14 protein-coding genes are annotated in these 15,869 nt (G+C 65.4%); 8 read left to right on the forward strand and 6 right to left on the reverse strand.

Going from position 1 to position 15,869, the window contains the following annotated elements; all coding sequences use genetic code 11:
- Positions 1-318: 318 nt before the first annotated feature.
- The gene (locus tag GGI48_RS19495) at positions 319-2,748 is read right to left on the reverse strand and encodes a discoidin domain-containing protein (RefSeq protein ID WP_179599632.1); all 2,430 of its coding nucleotides are present in this window, start codon (positions 2,746-2,748) and stop codon (positions 319-321) included.
- A 273-nt stretch (positions 2,749-3,021) separates the two neighbouring features.
- Here GGI48_RS19495 and GGI48_RS19500 point away from each other — a divergent pair, with 273 nt between their 5' ends.
- The gene (locus GGI48_RS19500; protein WP_016963839.1) at positions 3,022-4,356 is read left to right on the forward strand and encodes a DEAD/DEAH box helicase; all 1,335 of its coding nucleotides are present in this window, start codon (positions 3,022-3,024) and stop codon (positions 4,354-4,356) included.
- A gap of 59 nt (positions 4,357-4,415) precedes the next feature.
- Here GGI48_RS19500 and GGI48_RS19505 read toward each other — a convergent pair whose 3' ends face one another.
- Complete coding sequence (locus tag GGI48_RS19505; RefSeq protein WP_179599634.1) at positions 4,416-5,663, reverse strand: TIGR03862 family flavoprotein; 1,248 nt, start codon at positions 5,661-5,663, stop codon at positions 4,416-4,418.
- 587 nt (positions 5,664-6,250) lie between these two features.
- The gene (locus tag GGI48_RS19510; RefSeq protein ID WP_179599636.1) at positions 6,251-7,171 is read right to left on the reverse strand and encodes a histone deacetylase; all 921 of its coding nucleotides are present in this window, start codon (positions 7,169-7,171) and stop codon (positions 6,251-6,253) included.
- A gap of 74 nt (positions 7,172-7,245) precedes the next feature.
- Here GGI48_RS19510 and GGI48_RS19515 point away from each other — a divergent pair, with 74 nt between their 5' ends.
- The 3 genes from GGI48_RS19515 to GGI48_RS19525 all read left to right on the forward strand — a co-directional run bounded on the left by GGI48_RS19515 (position 7,246) and on the right by GGI48_RS19525 (position 9,378).
- Positions 7,246-7,815 (forward strand): GNAT family N-acetyltransferase, encoded by a 570-nt coding sequence (locus GGI48_RS19515; protein ID WP_016963842.1) that lies wholly within the window; start codon positions 7,246-7,248, stop codon positions 7,813-7,815.
- Between the two features lie 103 nt (positions 7,816-7,918).
- Positions 7,919-8,788 carry an acyl-CoA thioesterase II gene (tesB, locus tag GGI48_RS19520; RefSeq protein WP_016963843.1) on the forward strand — a complete coding sequence of 290 codons (870 nt, stop codon included), beginning with the start codon at positions 7,919-7,921 and terminating at the stop codon, positions 8,786-8,788.
- Positions 8,785-9,378, forward strand: a complete 594-nt coding sequence (locus GGI48_RS19525; RefSeq protein WP_179599638.1) for an HAD family hydrolase — start codon at positions 8,785-8,787, stop codon at positions 9,376-9,378. Before tesB ends, GGI48_RS19525 begins: the two co-directional genes overlap by 4 nt.
- Positions 9,379-9,409: 31 nt before the next feature.
- Here GGI48_RS19525 and GGI48_RS19530 read toward each other — a convergent pair whose 3' ends face one another.
- Positions 9,410-10,381 carry an alpha/beta hydrolase gene (locus tag GGI48_RS19530; protein WP_179599640.1) on the reverse strand — a complete coding sequence of 324 codons (972 nt, stop codon included), beginning with the start codon at positions 10,379-10,381 and terminating at the stop codon, positions 9,410-9,412.
- Positions 10,382-11,272, reverse strand: a complete 891-nt coding sequence (locus GGI48_RS19535; protein WP_179599642.1) for a neutral zinc metallopeptidase — start codon at positions 11,270-11,272, stop codon at positions 10,382-10,384. It lies immediately after the preceding gene.
- Positions 11,273-11,411: 139 nt separating this feature from the next.
- On the opposite strand from GGI48_RS19535, the gene pcaQ reads away from it, so the two are divergent.
- The 3 genes from pcaQ to pcaG all read left to right on the forward strand — a co-directional run bounded on the left by pcaQ (position 11,412) and on the right by pcaG (position 13,780).
- Positions 11,412-12,341, forward strand: a complete 930-nt coding sequence (gene pcaQ, locus GGI48_RS19540) for a pca operon transcription factor PcaQ (RefSeq protein WP_179599644.1) — start codon at positions 11,412-11,414, stop codon at positions 12,339-12,341.
- A gap of 103 nt (positions 12,342-12,444) precedes the next feature.
- Positions 12,445-13,164, forward strand: coding sequence for a protocatechuate 3,4-dioxygenase subunit beta (pcaH, locus tag GGI48_RS19545; RefSeq protein WP_016963847.1), 720 nt, complete (start codon positions 12,445-12,447; stop codon positions 13,162-13,164).
- A gap of 10 nt (positions 13,165-13,174) precedes the next feature.
- Complete coding sequence (pcaG, locus tag GGI48_RS19550) at positions 13,175-13,780, forward strand: protocatechuate 3,4-dioxygenase subunit alpha (protein WP_103739985.1); 606 nt, start codon at positions 13,175-13,177, stop codon at positions 13,778-13,780.
- An 80-nt stretch (positions 13,781-13,860) separates the two neighbouring features.
- On the opposite strand, the gene GGI48_RS19555 is transcribed toward pcaG, so the two are convergent.
- Positions 13,861-14,709: an aldo/keto reductase gene (locus GGI48_RS19555; RefSeq protein WP_047306200.1), complete on the reverse strand. Its 849-nt coding sequence runs from the start codon at positions 14,707-14,709 to the stop codon at positions 13,861-13,863.
- 300 nt (positions 14,710-15,009) lie between these two features.
- Here GGI48_RS19555 and GGI48_RS19560 point away from each other — a divergent pair, with 300 nt between their 5' ends.
- Positions 15,010-15,789 (forward strand): IclR family transcriptional regulator, encoded by a 780-nt coding sequence (locus GGI48_RS19560; RefSeq protein ID WP_016966407.1) that lies wholly within the window; start codon positions 15,010-15,012, stop codon positions 15,787-15,789.
- Positions 15,790-15,869: the final 80 nt, after the last annotated feature.

Below are 15,869 nucleotides of genomic sequence, written 5' to 3' on the forward strand. Positions count from 1 at the left end.
TTCCTGGGTAGTCTCAGCGCGGTGCGATACCTGGCGAACAGGACCGCTAAAGCGTCCGCGCTGAGGAGGTGGATAAGGAGTTTTGCCGGCGGAGGGCATCATAGGCAGGGGCGCTCGGGGCGTACATCGAACAGGGGGCTTTTCGTACCGGTCCTAGGCAGCGGGCGCAATCGCCGGAGCGTCCAGGCCGGCACACCACGGCATGGGGGCGCTGCCACAAAGAATGGGGCGAGGTCATGCAGGCAGCGGCCATCGGGGCCGCCGCCTGCGCTGTGGGAAGGGGGCTGGCTGCCGGGGGCGTGAAGCCCCCGGCGGCTGTCAGTGACAGGGGCCGAGGTCGTTCCAGACCTTGCCGCTGAAGTCCGGCCCGGTGAACGCCGGGTTGCCCGGCTCCTGGCCTTGGGTCCACCAGCGGGCGAGGAAGAAGCGCCCGTTGTGGCTGACTTTCTGACCGCCCAGGTAGGCCGTGCTGCGCGTCCAGGCAGCTGTGCAGCCAGGCGCCGTTTGCGCCGGGGCGAGGACCGTGACGCTGTGCTCGGCGGTGGCGGTTTTCTGGCCGTTGTCCACGCTCAGGGTGAAGCGATAGCGGGTGTCTTGCTTGAGCTGCGGGGCGGTGAAGCTGATACGTGCGCCGTCGTAGCTGAAGTCCAGTGCCGGCGTGACTTGCCAGGCAAAGCTCAAGGCCTTGCCTTGTGGGTCGCTGGAGCCCGAGGCATCCAGCAGCACCGGGTCACCGGCGTTGGCCTGGCTGCGACCGCTGATCACGGCGACAGGTGGCAGGCTGGCCGCGACCGGCTTGAGGGCAACGGACTTGACCTCGTTGTCGGCACTGAACTCGCCTTTGGCCAGCAGCGCCCAGGCGCTGGTCGGGCTGTCCCCGCCATACACTTGGTAGCCCTTGATGTTGCCGGCGGTATCGTTGTTTTGCCGCGGCAGGTAGTTCAAGGAAGAGAAGCCCCGCTCTGCTCCGAGGTCGATGATGATCTCGTGGGGATAGCTGGCACTGCCCGAACTCCAGTACGAGTTTGGTTTGCCATCGACGAACCACAGGCTGTTGTCGATGCCGGAGGTCTTGCCGTTGACCGAGTGGACGCGCCAGCCGTCTCTGGGCAGCGGCTTGCCCTTGGCGTCGGCCAGCAGCAGTTCGGCGATGCTGGCAACTTTGCTGCCGTTGATCGACGACGTGGCGACAAAACGCAGGTAGCGAGCCTGGCTGGTTTCCTGGGTCTTGGCGAAGACATGGCCTTCAAGCAACTGGTCGCTGGCGCTCTTGTTCTTCTCGGCTCGTACCCCGACGTACCAGCGCCCGGGCTTGGGATGGCTCACCCCCAGGGCGACGCCATGGTTTTCCAGGGAGCGGTAGTCATAGTCGCTGGCGGTGGGGCGGGCGCCGTGCTTGAGCAGCAGTTGCACCTTGTCCGCCCGTTCATGGCGCGGGCCGTGGTTGATCGACAACGCCAGGCGCTCGGTGCCCTCGGGAATGTCCAGGGCCTGGTAGTGGATGACGTTCTGTTGCAGGTCGATGGACTTGCTCAGCAGCGGTCTGACCTGTTCGTGGTCCATGGGGATCACCGCCGGGCTGTAGGCGGACATGCGCTGGGCGCCTTCACGCCACAGGCGAGCCATGTTGGCGCTGCCCAGTTGGCCCAGGGGCACGCCCTGGTTGTCCCTGACCTCCGGGTTGGAGTAGTAGCCCACGTGGTTGCCACACAGGATCGTGCCGACCCGGCCGTTGTGGTAGCCGAAACGGTCGCTGCTGCCGTCCGGGCAATGACCGCCGCCGATGTTGTGCCCCACCTCGTGGCGAAAGGTGGTGGGCGACTTGATGTTGTTGATCGAGTAACGGCCATTGACATTGCCCCAGCCGAGCATGGTGTCGACCCCCGGGGTGCCGACGAAGAACCCGGTCACCAGATCGGGGCTGTATTGCCGCATGCCTTCGGCGAACAGGCTGCTGACCTTGCGCAGGGTTCCGTCGGAGCCGGCGGTGATCGGGTGATCCTCGGCAATCACCTGGGTGCCCACCAGGCGCAGGCGTACCCCTTCGATCTGTGACTGGCGCAACGCATGGTTGACCGAGGCGACCTGGGCCAGGGCGTAGGCTTCGTGGTCGCCGATATAGTCGGCGGCGGCCTGGGAGAAACCGGCCAGCAGGTCGATCACGGTTTCGCCCTGGGCGTTGCGATCGACCTGAAAGCTGCGCTGGCCGTCGCGGGTCTGCAGCAGGTTGGGCTCCTGGGCTTGCTCGGACTGCACATAGTCGATGTTGCCGGGCGCATGGGAGTGCCGGGTTTCGGCGGGGATCAGCGTCTGCTGACCATTGGCATCGCCGCGGATGGTGGCATTGGGCAGCAGGGCGATGAAGCTGCCATCGCTGCGGGCGGTGACGACGACGTTGCTTTCGCCGAATGCCTGGCGAGCGGGTCCCTGGGCCCGGCCCACCAGGACCTTGATGTCCTTGAAGCGATCGTCCTGATCCAGGCGCAGGGCGCCGATGCTCAGGCCGGTGGCCTGGGTCAGGCGCTCGGTGCTGGCGGCAGGCGCGTTGCGCAGCCTGGGATCGGGGTTCAAGGCCTGGATATCGATGAACGGCCCGCCGAGCGTCGCGGCACTATCAATGGCAGGCGTGGCGGGTGATGTCTCGTGGGCCAGGGCCGGGCTGGCCAAGGGCATGAGCAGGACGGCTCCCAGGCTGGCGGCGCGGATGGCGTCGGCCAGGGAAAGGTGAGGCAATTGGCGGTGGGGCATAACCACTCCAGGACAAGCACAGCGCAGTGCGACACCTGTATTGGCAATCGCTGGATGACGGGCGCTGATGAGATGAATTCGGGAGGTTTGCCGGCGCGCTGAATCTTATGAATCGACCTGGTGCTTGTACATGTCCGCCAGGCCTTTTCGGTCATGTACGAAGCCGCGGATGCACGGGAATGCCAAGCGGCGGTAGGGAAAGCAAGCGCTTAAAAGTGCGGTAAACTGCCGCCCATTGCCTTTCCAGTGCTGACTTTTTCCTACGGTACCCCCATGACATTCGCCACTCTTGGCCTGATCGAACCCTTGCTGCGCGCCCTTGAAACCCTCGGCTACCAGACCCCGACCCCGGTACAGGCGCAAGCCATCCCGGCGGTGCTGGGCGGGCGTGACCTGATGGCCGCGGCCCAGACCGGCACCGGCAAGACCGCTGGTTTCGCCTTGCCGCTGCTGCAGTTGCTGACCCTGGAAGGGCCCAAGGTCGACAGCAACTCGGTGCGTGCGCTGATCCTGGTGCCGACCCGCGAGCTGGCCGAGCAGGTTCACGAAAGTGTGCGTCAGTACGCCGAACACCTGCCGCTGCGCACCTACGCGGTGTACGGCGGGGTCAGCATCAACCCGCAGATGATGAAGTTGCGCAAAGGCGTGGACCTGTTGGTGGCAACCCCGGGGCGCCTGCTGGACCTGTACCGGCAGAACGCGGTGAAGTTCAGCCAGCTGCAGACCCTGGTGCTGGACGAAGCCGACCGCATGCTCGACCTGGGCTTCTCCGAGGAGCTCAAGGACATCTACGCGGCGTTGCCGAAAAAGCGCCAGACCCTGCTGTTTTCCGCGACCTTCTCCGACGCCATTCGCCTGCTGGCCGGGCAGATGCTCAAGGACCCGTTGAGCATCGAGGTCAGCCCGCGCAACGTCGCCGCCAATACGGTCAAGCAATGGGTGGTGCCGGTGGACAAGAAGCGCAAGCCGGAGCTGTTCAGCCACCTGCTGCGCAAGAACCGCTGGAAGCAGGTGCTGGTGTTCGCCAAGACCCGCAACGGCGTGGATGCGCTGGTGGAAAAGCTTCAGGGCCAGGGCGTGAATGCCGACGGCATCCATGGCGACAAGCCCCAGGCCACGCGCCAGCGTGCCCTGGACCGGTTCAAGGCCAGCGAGATCCAGATCCTGGTGGCCACCGACGTGGCGGCCCGTGGCCTGGACATCGAAGACTTGCCGCTGGTGGTCAACTTCGACCTGCCGATCGTCGCCGAGGACTACATCCATCGCATTGGTCGTACTGGCCGGGCCGGCTCCACCGGCGAGGCGATCTCCCTGGTGTGCGCCGATGAAGTCAACCTGCTGTCGGCGATCGAGATGCTGACTCGCCAGACTTTGAAGCGCCATGAAGAGCAGGACTTCGAACCCGAGCACCGGGTGCCGGAAACCGACGCCAGTGGCCAGGTGGTGAAAAAACCGAAGAAGCCCAAGAAACCGAAAACCTCCGGCGGTGGCGGCAAGCGCAACCTGGGCAAGTGGGTGGACAGTGGTGAAGTGGCCGAAGCGCCAGCGGTGAAACCGGTGCGCAAGGTTCCGGCGTTCAACACCGGGCCGCGCAAGCGCAAGCCTTGAAGGCAGCTACAAGCCTCAAGCGGCAAGCTGCAAGTTCAGGTCGGCTTGAAGCTTGTGGCTTAACGCTTGCCGCTGCTTTTCAGCCATTCGAGCATTCCTAGCCCGGCCCGACGGCCGCTGGCAAAGCAGGCGGTCAGCAGGTAACCGCCAGTGGGGGCTTCCCAGTCGAGCATTTCCCCGGCGCAGAACACTCCGGGGAGGTGCTCCAGCATCAGTCGTTCATCCAGCGCTTCGAAGGTGACGCCACCGGCGCTGCTGATGGCTTCGTCCAGGGGCCGTGGGCGTACCAGGGTCAAGGGCAGTGCCTTGATCGCCGCCGCCAGGCGCGCCGGATCGTTGAAGGTGTCGGCGCCTGTCAGCTCCCGCAGCAACCCGGCCTTTACCCCCTCGATCCCCAACTGACTCTGCAGGTGCTTGGCCATGGAGCGCGAGCCACGCGGCTTGGCCAGGGCGGCCTGGACCTTGTCCCGAGGCTTGCCCGGCAGCAGGTCGATATGAACGGTGGCTTGCCCGTGTCGGTGGATGCTGTCGCGGATCGGCGCCGACAGGGCATAGATCAGGCTGCCTTCGATGCCGCTGGCGGTGATCACGCATTCACCCAGCCGGGGGATGTCGTCATTGAGGCCGATGGCCACGTTCTTCAGCGGCGCCCCGGCGAATTTGCTGCGCAGCAACTCGCTCCAGGCACTGACCTCGAAACCGCAATTGCTCGGTTGCAAGGGGGCGACCTGCACGCCGCGCTGTTGCAGCAGGGGCAGCCAGGCACCGTCTGAACCCAGGCGCGACCAACTGCCTCCACCCAACGCCAGCAGGGTGGCATCGGCCTTTACCGCGCGTTCGCCCTCGGGATGCTGGATGCGCAGGCTGCCGTCGGTATTCCAGCCCAGCCAGCGGTGCCGGGTGTGGATAACCACCCCGGCGTCGCGCAGGCGCTTGAGCCAGGCGCGCAGCAGCGGCGCGGCCTTCATGTCGGTGGGAAATACCCGCCCCGAGCTGCCGACGAAGGTGTCGATACCCAGGCCGTGAATCCATTGGCACAAGGCCTCGGCGCCGAATTCGCGCAGCAGCGGGGCGATGTACGGGGCCCTTTCGGCATAGCGCGAGAGGAAGGCCGGGTAGGCTTCGGAGTGGGTGATGTTCATGCCACCGACCCCGGCCAGGAGGAACTTGCGGCCCACCGATGGCATGCCGTCGTACAGGTCGACCCGAATTCCGGCCTGGCTCAGTACCTCGGCGGCCATCAGGCCAGCGGGGCCGCCGCCGATGATCGCGACGTGGTGGGGCGTGGAAGAGAGCGATGCAGTCATGGCAGGGGCGGGGCTGAGGAAATAGGCCGGGCATTCTACCCGAGGTGCAGGGGGCTTGCTGGGTCGATGATGCCTGGTCAAAAACTAGACAGCGGGCTGCGGGCCTTGTGCCCCGTGGTCTGGCGCGACTTTCGCGCAGGTTGTCCACAGTCGGCTCCACAGGGATTGGGGGTAAGCGGCCCACGCCAGGATGACACCTTGATGAAACTGATCAAAAACTGGTCGATTGTCTGCAGGCCTTGCACTGCGTGGGCTGTAGCGACTTTCGCGCAGGTTGTCCACAGGCGGTTCCACAGCGATTGGGGGTAAGCGCTACGGCGTCGCCGAACGCCCGCTGCGCCTGATCAAAAAACACACACCACGCTGAAAGCCCCGCCGATAGAGGGCTGTAGCGTGTTTCACGCAGCTTATCCACAGGCAGCTCCACAGGGATTGGGGGTAAGCGATCCACAACACTGTGACCGTCTGATGGCATTGATCAAAAAACAGACGATTGCTTGCAGCCCCCGATTAACAGGGGCTGGCGAGGCTTTCTCCCAGGTTATCCACAAGCGGCTCCACAGCGGATGTGGGTAAGGCCACTGGGTTCAGTAGCAGCCTGAGGACTCCCAGACCCGCTGCGCGCTGTGATGGAGGATGCCGTGGCGTCGGGCCAGGGCCTGGCGGTCCTTGCTGTAGCCGCCGCCGATCACGCCGAGCACCGGGATGTCGCGGCCCAGGCAGTGGCGCATGACCCGTTCGTCGCGTTCCGCCACACCGGCATCGGTGAGCTTGAGGTAGCCCAGGGCGTCGTCCTGGTGCACGTCGACCCCGGCGTCGTACAGCACCAGGTCCGGCTGATACAGCGGCAGCAGGTAGTTGAGGGTGTCGTCCACCACCTTGAGGTAGTCGGCGTCGCCCATGCCCATGGGCAGCGGGATGTCCCAGTCGCTCTGGGCCTTGCGCGCGGGGAAGTTTTTTTCACAGTGCAGCGAGACGGTCACCGCGTCGGGGGTATGTTGCAGGATCCGTGCGGTGCCATCGCCCTGGTGCACGTCGCAGTCGAAGATCAGCACCCGCCCCACGCGGCCGCTTTGCAGCAGGTAATGGCTGATCACCGCCAGGTCATTGAAGATGCAGAACCCCGCCGGGTAGTCGTAATGGGCGTGATGGGTGCCGCCGGCCAGGTGACAGGCCAGGCCATGTTGCAGCGCCTTTTCGGCCGTTAGCAGGGAGCCGCCGACAGCGCGCACCGTGCGCCGGGCCAGGGCTTCGCTCCAGGGCAGGCCGAGGCGCCGCTGGTCTTCCCGGGACAACTCGCCGCTCATGTAGCGTTCGATATAGGCCGGGTCGTGGGCCAGGGCGAGGATGTCGGCCGGGCACAGCTCGGGGCGCAGCAGATCGGCGTTGCGGGTCAGGCCGCTGTCCACCAGGTGGTCGCGCAGCAGGCGGAACTTGTCCATGGGGAAACGGTGTTCCGGCGGGAACTCCGGGCTGTAGTCGTCGTGATAGATCAGTGGCAATGACATGGCATTTTCTTAGAGGAACCCGTGAAGGATCCTACCAGCGATGTAGACTTGCACCCACGGAAACGGAGGGCCTGATGGAGCCAATACTGCAACTCGAAAGCGCGCGCCTGCTGCTGCGCCAGTGGCGTGACGATGATTTGCCGGCGTTTGCCGCGATGTGTGCCGATCCACAGGTCATGCGCTACTTTCCCGCGCCCTTGAGTCGCCTGGAAAGTGCCGCGCTGATCGGGCGCATACGCGGGCATTTCGCCGAACATGGCTTTGGCCTCTGGGCGCTTGAGCGTAAGGATAGTGGCGCCTTTATCGGCTTTACCGGGCTGCTGGAGGTGGGCTTCGAAGCGCCCTTTACCCCGGCGGTGGAAATCGGCTGGCGCCTGGCCCGGGAACACTGGGGCCTGGGTTACGCCAGCGAGGCGGCCTGGACTGCCTTGCGTTGCGCTTTCGACCGCCTGGCCCTGGACGAAGTCGTGGCCTTTACCACCCGGGCCAACCTGCCGTCGCAGAAGGTCATGCAGGCCATTGGCATGCATCACGCTGCCCAGGAGGATTTCGAACACCCGAAACTCGCCGCCGATCACCCGCTGCGCGAGCATGTGCTGTACCGCATTACCCGCGAACAATGGCTGGAAACCTTGCATGGATAGCAGGCGCGCACGTTTAGAATGTGCCGACGAGATACCTGGCCCCAATTGATATCACCGCCGCAGCCGAGATTGCGCGGTGTTGCCTTGTGTGAGGAGAGTCTGAATGAGTCATGTGCTGGATGATCTGGTCGATCTGTTGACCCTGGAAGCCATCGAGGAAAACCTGTTTCGCGGTCGCAGCCAGGACTTGGGTTTTCGCCAGCTGTTTGGTGGTCAGGTGCTCGGCCAGTCGCTGTCCGCGGCCAGTCAGACGGTAGAGGAAGCACGCCACGTGCATTCCATGCACGGCTACTTCCTGCGTCCCGGCGACGCCGCCTTGCCGGTGGTCTACCAGGTGGATCGGGTCCGCGATGGCGGCAGCTTCAGCACCCGGCGAGTGACGGCGATCCAGAAGGGCAACCCGATCTTCACCTGCAGCGCTTCCTTCCAGTACGACGAAGAAGGCTTCGAGCACCAGAGCCGCATGCCCGAGGTGGTCGGGCCGGAAAACCTGCCCTCGGAGCTGGAGATCACCACCCAGCGCGCGCACCTGATTCCCGAGCACATGCGCGAGAAACTGCTGTGCCCCAAGCCCATCGAAGTGCGCCCGGTGACCGAGAAGGACCCCTACAACCCGCAGCCGATGGATCCGGTGAAGTACGTCTGGTTCCGCGCCGACGGCGCCCTGGCGGACATCCCGGCGTTGCACAAGTACCTGCTGGCCTACGCCTCCGACTTCGGCCTGCTGACCACCTCGATGCTGCCCCACGGCAAATCGGTGTGGCAGAAGGACATGCAGGTCGCGAGCCTCGATCACGCCCTGTGGTTCCACGCCGACCTGCGGGCCGATGACTGGCTGCTGTACGCCATGGACAGCCCCTGGGCCGGTAATTCCCGGGGCTTTTCCCGGGGCAGCGTGTTCAACCGTGCCGGGCAACTGGTAGCCTCGGTGACTCAGGAAGGGTTGATCCGTCATCGCAAGGATTGGGCATGAGTCTTTCAGAAATAAAACATTGGGTGTTCGACATGGACGGCACCCTCACCATCGCCGTGCATGATTTCGCGGCGATTCGCCAGGCGCTGTCGATTCCTCCGCAGGACGACATCCTCACTCACCTGGCGGCCTTGCCGGCGGACGAGTCCGCGGCCAAGCACGCCTGGCTGCTGGAGCACGAGCGCGACCTGGCCCTGGGTTCGCGCCCGGCGCCGGGGGCGGTGGAACTGGTGCGGGAACTGGCCGGGCGCGGTTATCGCCTGGGCATCCTCACCCGCAATGCCCGGGAGCTGGCCCACGTGACCCTGGAGGCCATCGGTCTGGCGGACTGCTTTGCCGAAGCCGATGTGCTGGGGCGCGACGAGGCCCCGCCCAAACCCCATCCCGGTGGTTTGCTGAAGCTGGCCGAGGCTTGGGATGTGGCGCCGCAGCGCATGGTCATGGTCGGTGACTACCGCTTCGACCTGGACTGCGGACGCGCCGCGGGAGCGCGCACGGTGCTGGTGAACCTGCCGGACAACCCCTGGCCGGAGCTGACCGATTGGCATGCCCGGGATTGCGCGCAGTTGCGGGAATTGCTGTCGGTTTGAGTGGCGGGCCCGTTCGCCGGCAAGCCGGCGCCTACTGGAAGAGCGCCGCCTGACCTTCGGCTGAGGTGAACATCTTGTCGCCGTCGTGCCCGACGCCGGGCACTTCCACCAGCCGTTGTGGCAAGCCTTGCGGGTGACGCCGCATCAGGTAGTCGAAGTAGTGGTGGCCGCGAATCAACCGGTAGGCGCCCTGGGCCTCGGCCGCGCAGCTCTTGTCCAGGGCCGGGTGGTTGGGGTCGATATCCTGCTGGCCCAACAGGTAGGTGATGTCGCGCTGCGCATAGCCCTGTTCCAGCTGGGCCGGAGACTGGCCGGCCGCATAAGCCGGTAGCCGGTTCAGGCCGTATTTCCAGTCGTTGAAGCCCGGGCAACTGAGCGGCTCGACTGCCACCGGGCGCGTGGCATCGAAGTAGGCGTAGGACGACGGATTGGCGATCACGAAGCGCAGGCCGATGCCGAGTGCTTTCAGCTCGGGATGGTTGCCGGTGGTCAGGGCATAACGCTGCACCACCTGGGCGCCGCCGGAGTGACCGGCGATCACCACCTCCTTGAGTGCCGGAAAGCGATTGCGCTCCTGCAGGCGCTGGAGGATGGCGTCCAGCACCGCATAGGCGCTGATGGTCACGGGACCGGCAGCAGGCTCGCCGGCCATCCAGTCATTGCCGTTCCAGCGCAGTAGCGCGTCGGGCAACTGATGGCGGGCGATATCGCTCTGATTGAGAAACTGTGGGGCGATCACCAGGGTCGCGACGCCTTGCCCGGCCTGCTCGGCGGCAGTTTCGCCACTGTGCAGATAGGTCTGGGCATTGCGCAGTCGTCCATGGACGATGATCAGCACCCGCCGTACCCCGGGAAGCGGCTGGCGCCAGTCCTGGCTCAGGCCCAGGGCCAGCTGCCCACCCTCAAGGGCCAGGCGCTCGGGACTGACAACCTTGACTCCGTGCTCCGCTGCCTGGGCGCCGAGGCAGCCCAGGCACAGCAACGCCATCAGCAGCCGGCCCATCTACAGGCTCTTGGCGGCGAAAGTGTCGCACTGACCGACCTGGCCCTGGCTGAAGCTGGTCTTGAACCAGCGCACCCGTTGCGCCGAGGTGCCGTGGGTGAAGGAGTCCGGCACCACCCGGCCCTGGCCTTGCTGCTGCAGGCGGTCGTCGCCGATGGCGTTGGCGGCGTTCAGGGCTTCTTCCACATCCCCCGGTTCCAGCCAGTTCAGGCGTTGCTGGGCGTGGTAGGCCCAGACCCCGGCCAGGCAATCGGCCTGGAGTTCCTGGCGCACCAGCAAGCCGCCGTCGCCTTCCATCTGTCGCCCTTGCTGGCGCGCGGTCTGCATTTTGGCCGAGACGCCGAGCAGGGTCTGCACGTGGTGCCCGACCTCGTGGGCGATCACATAGGCCTGGGCGAAGTCGCCGGCGGCGGAAAAGCGCTGGGCCATTTCCCGGAAGAAGTCCATGTCCAGGTACACCTGGCGGTCGGCCGGGCAGTAGAACGGCCCGCTGGCGGAAGTCGCGGCGCCGCAGGCCGAGTTGACCCGGCCACGGAACAGAATCAGCTTGGGCGCCTGATACTGGCGACCGGCCTGCTGGAAGATCTGGCCCCAGGTGTCTTCGGTGTCACCAAGGATGGCGCGCACGAACTCCGCCTGCTCGTCGTTGGCCGGTGGCGCCTTGCGCGCCTGGGGGGTGGCCGGGGCCGAGGTCTGGCTGCTCTGGCCGAGCAATTGCCCGAGGATCTGCAGCGGGTCCTGGCCGGTGGCCCAACCGATGCCGACGATCAGCACGATCGCCGTCAGGCTCAACCCCTTGCCGCCGCCGAAACGCATGCCGCCGCCACCGCCACTGCTGTCATCTCGCACGTCGACGACGTTGTCGCTGCGCCGGCCTTTTTTCCAAAGCATGGGGGAGTCCTCGTTTTTTCTGCTGGTCAGTGTTGCTGGTGGCTCAGACCGGCGCCAGTCCGGTCGTCAGGGATTTTTGCGCACGCTACCATGGCCCGGCGCCGGATCGATCCGGTCCAGACTCATTCGGGGCTTGCTATTGAACATCGACACCCGCATCAAATTCCGTCACCTGGTGTGTTTTCTTGAAATGGCCCGCCAGGGCAGCCTGGCCCGAGCCGCCGATGTGCTGGCGGTGAGCCAGCCGGCAATGTCGAAAACCCTCAAGGAACTGGAGGACCTGCTGGAAACCCGGCTGTTTGCCAGGAGCAAGGCCGGCCTCAGCCTGACCGAGGCCGGGCGGGCGTTCCTGCGCTATGCCGGGCCTTCGGTGCAGGCCCTGCGCGAGGGCGTCAGCAGCTTGCGCGGCGGCGAATATGCCGCCGGGCTGGTGCGCATCGGCGTGCTCTCCACCGTGGAAAGCCTGCTGCTGCCGGAGGTGATGCGGCGCCTGCACCAGCGGCATTCGGCATTGACCGTGAGCGTGCTGACCGGCCCCAGCGCCCATCTGCTCTCGCAACTGCGGGTCGGCGACCTGGACCTGGTGGTGGGACGCATGACTGAGAGTCCGGAGATCCACGGCCTGAGCTTCGAGCACCTGTACAGCGAATCCATGACCCTGGTGGCGCGCCCCGAGCATCCGCTGGTGGTCGGTCCCTTCACCCGTGACGCGGTCAGCAAATACCCCCTGGTGCTGCCTTTGGCCGGCACCAGCATCCGCAAGCACGCCGACAGCCTGTTCATTCAGTGCGCTATCGCCCCGTCGCAACAGCGCCTGGAAACCCTGTCGGTGGCCCTGAGCCGGCGCTATACCCTGTCCAGCGATGCGCTGTGGATCGCGCCGCTGGATGCGGTGCGCCTGGATCTGGCCAATGGCGACTTGTGCGAACTGGACCTGGGCTTGCGCGAGCCCGGCGGTTCGGTGGGCATCTCCAGCAATGCCAGCTTGCCGCTCTCGCTGGCGGCGCAATGGGCGGTGGACGTGCTCCGGGAAGTGGGACGGGCCTATCACGAGGGCAGTTATCCATAACCTTTTGGTTATAGATCGCGGGCGGCTTTTCAATTTTCCCCGCGCCTGCTTTGTTTGAAACTGCGTCAGCTGCGCTCCATAAATCAAACAACAGGAGAACGACATGTCTGATGCAGACAGCAGTCGCTTCGTGATTCGCGACCGTAATTGGCACCCCAAGGCCCTGACCCCCGACTACAAGACCTCGGTTGCCCGTTCGCCACGCCAGGCGCTGGTGAGCATTCCGCAATCGCTCAGCGAAACCAGCGGCCCGGACTTTTCCCACCTGCGCACCGGGCGCTTCGACAACGACCTGCTGCTCAACTTCAACCACGGCGGCTTGCCGGTGGGCGAGCGGATCATCGTTTCCGGGCGAGTCTGCGACCAGTACGGCAAACCGATTCCCCACACCCTGGTGGAGATGTGGCAAGCCAACGCCGGCGGCCGCTACCGGCACAAGAACGACCGCTACCTGGCGCCCCTGGACCCGAACTTCGGCGGCGTCGGCCGGGCCCTCACCGACCGCGACGGCTACTACAGCTTCCGCACCATCAAGCCCGGGCCTTACCCATGGCGCAACGGCCCCAATGACTGGCGTCCGGCGCATATCCACTTCTCCATCAGCGGGCCGTCGATTGCCACGCGCCTGATCACCCAGCTGTATTTCGAAGGCGACCCCTTGATTCCGCTGTGCCCGATCGTCAAGTCCATCGCCAATCCGGATGCGGTGCAAAGCCTGATCGCGCGCCTGGACATGGGCAACGCCAATCCCATGGACTGCCTGGCCTACCGCTTCGACATCGTGCTGCGCGGCCAGCGCAAGACCCACTTCGAGAACTGCTGAGGAGCCTGCCATGCCTGTTCAACTGCTGCCTGAAACCCCCTCGCAAACGGCTGGCCCCTACGTGCACATCGGCCTGGCCCTGGCGGCGGCGGGAAACCCGACCCGCCCCGAGGAAATCTGGAACCAGATGGCCAAGCCCGATGCGCCGGGCGAGCGGATCCTGCTGATCGGCCATGTCTACGACGGCAACGGCCATCTGGTGCGCGACTCCTTTCTGGAGTTCTGGCAGGCCGACCATGCCGGGGTCTACGACCCGGTGTTCGACACGGAAAAGCCGTTCAACTGCTTTGGCCGCACCGCCACCACCTTCGATGCCGGGGAATGGACCCTCAACACGGTCAAGCCCGGGGTGGTGAACAACGCGGCCGGAGTACCCATGGCGCCGCACATCAACCTGTCGCTGTTTGCCCGGGGGATCAATATCCACCTGCACACCCGGCTGTACTTTGCCGATGAGCCGGAGGCCAACGCCCAGTGCCCGGTGCTGAACCTGATCGAGCAGCCGCAGCGCCGGGAAACCCTGCTGGCCCATCCTTGCGAGGTCGATGGCCAACGTGCCTACCGTTTCGATATCCGCATCCAGGGTGAAGGCGAGACGGTGTTCTTCGATTTCTGAAGCATCGCCAAGCCAGGAATGGCCAGCGTTCGAGAATCCGCCCCCTGACGCCACGCTGCGGTGTCAGGGGGCGTTTCGTTTCAGTGGTCGAAGTGGTCCCACACCGGAGCGAAGTCCGGGCTGACCTGACGCTGATCCTTGGGCAGGGCGGCGATCAGCGCCCGGTCGGCATCGTCCAGGTCAATCTTCAGGGATTCCAGGTTGGCCAGTTGGTTGGCCCGGCTGCTGGCCTTGGGAATCGCCGCGACGTTGTCCTGGTCCAGCAACCATTTGAGCGCCACCTGGGTCGGCAGCACGCCGTGCTTGGCGGCGATCTGCTGGATCTGGGCCACCTCCGACACCTTGTTGCGCGCCAGCGGGGTATAGGCGGTCAGCACCAGATCGCGTTCGCGGGCGTAATCCAGCAGGCCGCTCTGTCCCAGCAGCACGTGGTATTCCACCTGGATCGCCGACAACGGCGCGCCCAGCCCTTCGATCACCCGGCGCAGCAGGGCCAGGGGAAAGTTGGCCACGCCAATGTGCTTCACCAGCCCCTGTTCCTTGAACGACACCAGGGTGTCGATGCTGCGCTCCAGCTCCCAGTCGCTGGCCGGCCAGTGAATGTGGAACAGGTCGATGTAGTCGGTTTGCAGGGCTTTCAGGCTGCGTTCCAGCGAGTGGCGCATGGCATCGGGTTGCAACTGGTCCCACCAGACCTTGGTGGTGACGTGGATCTGCTCCCGGGGCACTGCGCTGTTGGCCAGGGCCAGGCCCACGGCCTCTTCGTTGTGGTAGGCCTGGGCCGTGTCGATGTGCCGGTAGCCCAGCTCCAGGGCTTGTTCCACGGCGCGGGTACATGCCTGGTCGAGCATCGGCCAGGTGCCCAGGCCGAGCTTGGGCATGTGCAGGCCGCTGTGGGTCAGGACCGGGCAATCTACGGTGTGAGGCATGGGCAATCTCCCTGTGGATAAAACAGCGCTGCCGGTACGACAGGCTGCGGCGATGGCGGATGGTTGAGGCTTGGACAGCAGGGGCGGGCAGAAGATGCCCGGCCAATAGGGCTATGGAATGGTCGATTTGTGGAAGCCGGTTCCAAAAAATATACGGACTCGGCTAACCTGCGCACAAGGCGTTGTGCCGGGCTCCCAGGTCCGGTCGCGTCGATTCTGGGCGGTAATCGAACCTTGCCGCGCAGTTCCCCAACCGGCCCGTTGTCACTAGAATCGGCCAAATTTTGTCGGGACCCGACCATGGCTGGCAGTCAAATCGAACGCGTCTTCAGCGTTCTCGAACGTCTTACCGGTGATCCCCGCGGCCTGCCATTGCAGACCCTGGCGGAACAGCTGGAGATTCCCAAGAGTGCAACCCATCGCCTGCTGGCGGAGTTGATTCGCCTGGGCTACGTGCGCCAGAACCCGGACAACCTGCGCTACCAGCTGTCCACCCGGCTGGTGGCCATGGGCTTTCGCTACCTTTCGGTCAGCGGCGCCGACATTGTCCAGCCGGTGCTCGATCGCCTGGCCCAGGAGTCCGGCGAGCTGGTGCGCCTTGGGGTGATCGAGGGCGAGCGCCAGACCTGGATCGCCAAGTCCCAGGGCGCCCGGTCCGGCCTGCGCTACGACCCGGACATGGGCCGCGAGGCGCCGTTGTTCTATACCGCTTCCGGGCATGCCTGGCTGGCCACCCTGAGCGATGCCGAGGCCTTGTCGCTGGTGGAGCGCCAGGGCGTGGAACCCCCGGCGGACCTGGGACCGAATGCCCCCCGCTCGAACATCGAGTTGCTCGAACGCCTGCGCCTGGCCCGCGAGCAGGGCTATGCCTGGGTCGAGGAAAGCTCGGCGGTCGGCACCTCGGCGATTGCCGCCGTGGTGCGCCACCCCATCGATGGCCGGGTGGTGGGCGTGCTCAGCATCGCCGGTCCCAGCGCGCGCCTGCCGTTGGCGCGGCTGCATGAGCTGGCGCCACTGTTGTTGCAGTTTGCCGAGGAACTGTCGGCCGCCAGCCAGGCTTCCGAACTGTTCAACCTGTAGCCGCTGCCGAGCCTGCGAGGCTGCGCAAAGGCCCGCAGGGCCTTGCTTGTCGATCTACCGTCGGGCGGGTGGTGGCCTTG

Origin of the sequence: Pseudomonas protegens (assembly GCF_013407925.2) — a bacterium.
Lineage (GTDB): Bacteria > Pseudomonadota > Gammaproteobacteria > Pseudomonadales > Pseudomonadaceae > Aquipseudomonas > Aquipseudomonas fluorescens_AP.